Raw genomic sequence first — 5347 nt, forward strand, 5'->3', positions numbered from 1 at the left:
CGCGGTGGGCCTGTCGGAGCGCCAGCACACCCTCCCGGCGCAGCTCTCCGGCGGCCAGCGCCAGCGCGTGGCCATTGCCCGCGCCCTGGCCACCGCGCCGCCGCTGGTGCTCGCCGACGAGCCCACCGCCAATCTCGACAGCCACACCGGCGCCGAGATCATCGCCCTGATGCGCCGCATGCAGCGCGAGCAGGACGTGTCCTTCGTGTTCTCGTCCCACGACCCCCAGGTGCACGCCGAGGCCGACGAGATCATCTTCATCCGCGACGGGCGCATCACCGGCATCGAAGGGAGGCAGGCATGAACACGGTATCCCTGGCCCTGCGCAACCTGCTGCGCAACCGCCGCCGCTCCCTCACCACCCTGCTGGCCATGATGGTGGGCCTAGTGGCCATCCTGCTGTTCGGGGGCTATCGCTCCAACATCATCTACGGAACACAGACCGGCTTCGTTCAGCAGACAGGCCACCTGCAGGTCCAGCGCCGGGGTTACTTCCTCGACGGCGGCGACAACCCCACCGCCTACGGCATTGCGAACTACCCCCAGCTTATCGAACGGATCCGTCAGGATCCGGAGCTGGCGCCAATGCTGGCCGTTGTCACGCCCACGCTGCAACTGGGCGGCATTGCCGGCAACTTTGCCGCGGGCGTGTCCCGCTCCGTGATGGCCATCGGCCTGATCCCCGAGGATCGCAACCGCATGTATCAGTGGAACGACCTGGGCGTGGTCAGCTACGCCAAGCCGCTGCCCCTGGCCGGGGCCGCCGAGGACACGGTGATCGTCGGCACCGGCGTGGCACGCAGACTGAATCTCTGCGCCCTGCTCGACGCCCCCGACTGCCGCCCGGGAAGGGCGCACAGCGCCAGCGACGGTGCCGCGCTGCCCGACGACATCGCGGCCCTCACGGCCGTGGAGAAGGCCAGCCCCCAGCCGGCGGGCGAGAACCGCATCGAGATGCTCGCCGCCACCGCGCGGGGCGCCCCCAATGTGGCCAGCCTCAATGTGATCAAAGCCAACAACATGGGCATCAAGGCCCTCGACGACGTGTATATGGCCATGCATCTGGCCCAGGCCCAACGCCTGATCTTCGGAACCGGTACGCCCCAGGTCACCGCCATCCTGGTGCAGCTCCGTCACACCTGGCAGATCCCTGCCGCCCGTGCGCGCCTCAACGCGCTGCTGGCCGAGCACTTCAAGGATGCGGACCTGGAGATCCTGGACTTCGAAACCCTCAACCCCATGTACCGGCAGACCAACGAGTTCATGGGCTCCATGTTCAGTTTCATTGCCCTCCTGATCGGCGTCATCGTGCTGTTCACCATCGGCAACACCATGAGCACCGCCGTGGTGGAACGCACCGCCGAGATCGGCACCCTGCGGGCCATGGGCCTGCGCCGCGCCGGCATCCGCCGCCTGTTCGTGTGCGAGGCCCTGCTGCTGGGCCTCGCCGGCTCGGCACTCGGCGTGCTCTGCGCACTGATCATCGCCTACGCCATCAACCACAGCGGCTGGTCATGGACGCCCCCCGGCTACTCCTATGCCTATCTGATCCTGGTGCGCGTCGGTCAGGATCTGCCGCTGCTGGTCGGCAGTGTTCTCGGCATGCTCGGCGTCACCCTCCTGTCGGCCTGGTGGCCGGCGCGGCGGGCGGCGAAACTGGTGATCGTCGATGCCCTGCGTCACGCCTGAATCATGAAGATACGGCTCCGCTTCCTCGCCCCCCTCCTCGTCTTTGCCACCCTTGCCCTGCCCGCCGGGGCTGCGCCCAGCCCCCAGGAGATCCTCATCGCCAGCGACGCGGTGCGCAACCCGGACTTTCCCTTCGGTCTCACCAACAGCCTCATCGAGTACCGCCAGGGCAAACAGACCGACAGCAGCACCCTGGCCATTTATTCGAAGGCCGACCCCCACGGCGGCCAGTTCCGCAGCCTGGTGCGCTATACCGCGCCGGCCCGGGATGCCAACAAGCTGATCCTCTTCAACGGCAAGGATCTGTGGTTCTACGACCCGGCCAGCAAGGCCAGCATCCGCCTGTCACCCCAGCAGCGCCTGCTTGGCCAGGCCTCCAACGGCGACGTGGTGACGGTGAACCTGGCCCGGGACTACCAGGCCACCAGCGCCGTCGAGGAGGACACCCAGGACGGCGACCGTCAGACCCGCCGCAGCCACCGCCTGAGCCTGTCGGCCAGCACGCCGGATGCCACCTACCACCGCATCGACATGTGGGTGGACGCGGCCAGCGCCCGCCCCCTCAAGGCACGCTTCTATTCGGAAAGCGGCAAACTCCTGAAGACCGCCTACTACCGGCGCTACCAGACCGTGTTCGGCATCCAGCGCCCCACCGAGACGGTGATCATCGACGGCCTGGAACCCGACTGGGTTACGGTGATGCGCTACAGCGACTGGGTGAAACGCGAGGTGCCCGAGACCTGGCTGCAGCGGGACTATCTGCCCCGCTTCAAGCCCGAATGAGGCTGCTTTCCTCAGTTCGACGCGTCGTCGGAGGGTCGATGTGGCCTCTTCCGTCGGCGCGACCTGCAGGGGCGACTTCAGTCGCCCATCGCGCATCGATCACAGGCCTGCCCTTGATCGCAGTCCGCGGGCGACTGAAGTCGCCCCCACAGACCTCTCCGCCCACCCGGCTGGCCGTAGTCCTGCTGATGGCTGCCAGCCCCCTGGCCGCCCAGGATGCCGACCTGGACGCCCTGCGCCTCGCCGACGCCGCACCCGATGAAGTGCAGGCCCCCAGCGACTGGCGGCGCTTTGTGGAACTGGGCCTGGGGGGCAGCCAGCTCCGCGGTGGAGGCGACACCCGGAGCAACCGCCGCCTGTCCCTGGACATCCAGTACGACCACGCCCTGAATCGCGACTGGCGCGTTCTGGTGGCCAACCGCCTGGACCTCAGCCAGCCCCCCCTGCGGGGCAGCGAGCACGCCATCAACACGCTCAAGGAAGCCTACCTGAGCGGGCGCCTGCAGCCCGACACCCTGCTCGACCTGGGGCGCATCAACGTGCGCAACGGCGTGGCCCTGGGCTACAACCCCACCGACTATTTCCGCGCCGGCGCCGTGCGCGCCGCCGTGTCCGTCAGCCCCGCCAGCCTCAAGGAGAACCGCCAGGGCAGCGTGATGCTGCGGGGCCAGCACCTGTGGGAGAGCGGCTCCCTGAGCGTGCTGTTCTCGCCAGGCCTGGCGCGCCAACCCGAACCGGAAGGCCTCAACCCCGACCTGGGCGCCACCAACCGGCAGCACCGCGGCCTGCTGACCCTGAGCCAGAAAGTGGCCGGCTTCACCCCCCAGCTACTGGTGTACCAGGAGGAAGGCCGGCCCACCCAGTTCGGCTTCAACCTCACCGGCCTCGTCACCGATGCCACCGTGGCCTACCTGGAGAGTTCCGCCGGACGCAGCCCCGCGCAACTGAGCCAGGCCGCGCCGGCCTTCTCCCCCTGCCGCTGCAGCGACTGGCAGAACCACCTGTCCGCCGGGCTCACCCACACCACCGCCGACAAACTCTCCCTGACGGCCGAATACCACCACAACGGCGGCGGCCTCGATGAAGCCGACTGGCGACGCCTGCGCCAGGGGCCCATGCCCCTCTACGGCCTGTACCGCCAGTGGGCCGGGAGCACCCAGGAGATGCCCACCCGGCGAGCCCTGTTCCTGTACGGCGTGTGGCAGGACGCCCTGCTTCCCCGCCTCGACCTGAGCGCCATGCACCACGTGGATCTCATCGACTGGAGCCGCCGCAGCTGGCTGGAAGCGCGCTACCACGTGGACCGCCTCGAATACGCCGCCCAGTGGCTGCAGCACCGGGGCGCACCCCTGAGCGTCTTCGGCGCCCTGCCCGAGGCAAGGAGCTGGCAGCTTAGCCTGCGCTATTTCTTCTAGCCTGAAGGCCTCGTCTACGTCAGTTATTTCTGTATTGACAGAAATAACTGACGGCGTACCATGCGCCCCATGGAACTGAAACCGATAGCCGAACGCTTTGTGCTCCACTGGGGCGAGATGGGATCACGCTGGGGCGTCAACCGCACCGTGGCCCAGGTCCACGCTCTGCTTTACCTGGCGGGCCGCCCCATGGACGCCGAGGAGATCACCGAAACCCTCGGCGTGGCACGCTCCAATGTCAGCACCAGCCTCAAGGAGTTGCAGTCCTGGAGCCTGGTGCGGGTGGTGCACCTGAAGGGCGAACGCCGTGACCACTTCGAGACCTCGGCCGACGTGTGGGAGCTGTTCAAGCTGATCGTTGCCGGCCGACGCCAGCGGGAGATCGACCCGACCGCCACGGCCCTGCGGGAATGCCTGGCCAACCCGGCCATCGCCGATGAAGAGGCAGGCACGCGCCAGCGCATCGAGGACACCCTCAAGTTCATCGAGATCATGAGCAGCCTGGCCGACGAGATGCTCCGCTACAAGCCCGAGACCCTGATGAAGACCCTGGGCGTCAGCGCCCGCATCAGTCAGGCCATCCGCCGGAAGGAATAAGCCCCGCCCCCCGCGGGCAGGACGGGCTTCGCCGCCCGTTTTTTTAAACCCTTTTATTTCTGTTTTTACAGAAAAGTCTGTCAGAAAGGATTGAAAATGCGCGACGCACAACGTCCTCCGCCCTCCCACCCGACGATGCCGCTGAAAGTCCTGGTCTGCGGCGCCTCGGGATTTCTTGGCCGGGCCATCTGCACCCGTCTGAGCCGGGCCGGACACCAGGTGATCCGGGGCGTGCGCCAGGCCCGCCGCCCGGACGACATGGCCATCGACTTCCGCACCGACACCACCGTGGATCACTGGCGCGGGCGCCTGGGCGGCATCCAGGTGGTGGTCAACGCCGTCGGGATCATTGCCGAAACCCGCGACAGGCGCTTTGACGCCCTCCATCACCACGCCCCGGCCGCCCTGTTTGCGGCCTGCGTCGAGGCCGGTGTGGCGCGGGTCATCCAGATCTCGGCCCTGGGCGCCAACACCGGCACCACCGCCTACTTCCGCAGCAAGCACGCCGCCGACCAGGCCCTGATGCGCCTGCCCATCGCCTGGCAGATCCTGCGCCCGTCCCTGGTCCATGGCGTCGACGGCGCCTCCGCCACCCTGCTCCGCCAGCTCGCCAGCCTGCCCCTGCTGCCCGTGCCGGCCCTCGGATCGGCCCGCTTCCAGCCCGTGCAGGTGGACGATGTGGCCGAAGCCGTGCTCCGGGCCATGGACCCGCACCAACCCGCCGGCCAGCAGATCGATGTGGTCGGTGCGACCCAGGTCAGCTTCGGCCGCATGCTTGCGCACTACCGCCACGGCATGGGCCTGGCCCCCACCCGCCAGCTACCCGTGCCCGCCCCGGTGATGGCCCTGGCCGCCCGCCTGGG

General features: G+C 68.3%; 6 protein-coding genes. All 6 read left to right on the forward strand.

What is annotated here, in order from left to right; translation table 11 throughout:
* Positions 1-304: ATP-binding cassette domain-containing protein (locus tag J0L98_RS20965; RefSeq protein WP_296414123.1), on the forward strand; the 304-nt coding region annotated here is incomplete at its 5' end.
* The gene (locus tag J0L98_RS20970) at positions 301-1689 is read left to right on the forward strand and encodes an FtsX-like permease family protein (protein ID WP_296414126.1); all 1389 of its coding nucleotides are present in this window, start codon (positions 301-303) and stop codon (positions 1687-1689) included. The genes J0L98_RS20965 and J0L98_RS20970, both read left to right, overlap by 4 nt.
* Positions 1690-1692: 3 nt before the next feature.
* The gene (locus J0L98_RS20975) at positions 1693-2472 is read left to right on the forward strand and encodes an outer membrane lipoprotein-sorting protein (RefSeq protein WP_296414128.1); all 780 of its coding nucleotides are present in this window, start codon (positions 1693-1695) and stop codon (positions 2470-2472) included.
* A 113-nt stretch (positions 2473-2585) separates the two neighbouring features.
* On the forward strand, positions 2586-3887 hold the full coding sequence (locus J0L98_RS20980) for a hypothetical protein (RefSeq protein ID WP_296414129.1): 1302 nt from the start codon (positions 2586-2588) through the stop codon (positions 3885-3887).
* A 69-nt stretch (positions 3888-3956) separates the two neighbouring features.
* Positions 3957-4484 (forward strand): MarR family transcriptional regulator, encoded by a 528-nt coding sequence (locus J0L98_RS20985; RefSeq protein ID WP_296414131.1) that lies wholly within the window; start codon positions 3957-3959, stop codon positions 4482-4484.
* 96 nt (positions 4485-4580) lie between these two features.
* Positions 4581-5347 (forward strand): NAD(P)H-binding protein (locus J0L98_RS20990; protein WP_296414133.1); only part of this gene is annotated, 767 nt, incomplete at its 3' end.

Origin of the sequence: Zoogloea sp. (assembly GCF_017302315.1) — a bacterium.
Lineage (GTDB): Bacteria > Pseudomonadota > Gammaproteobacteria > Burkholderiales > Rhodocyclaceae > Zoogloea.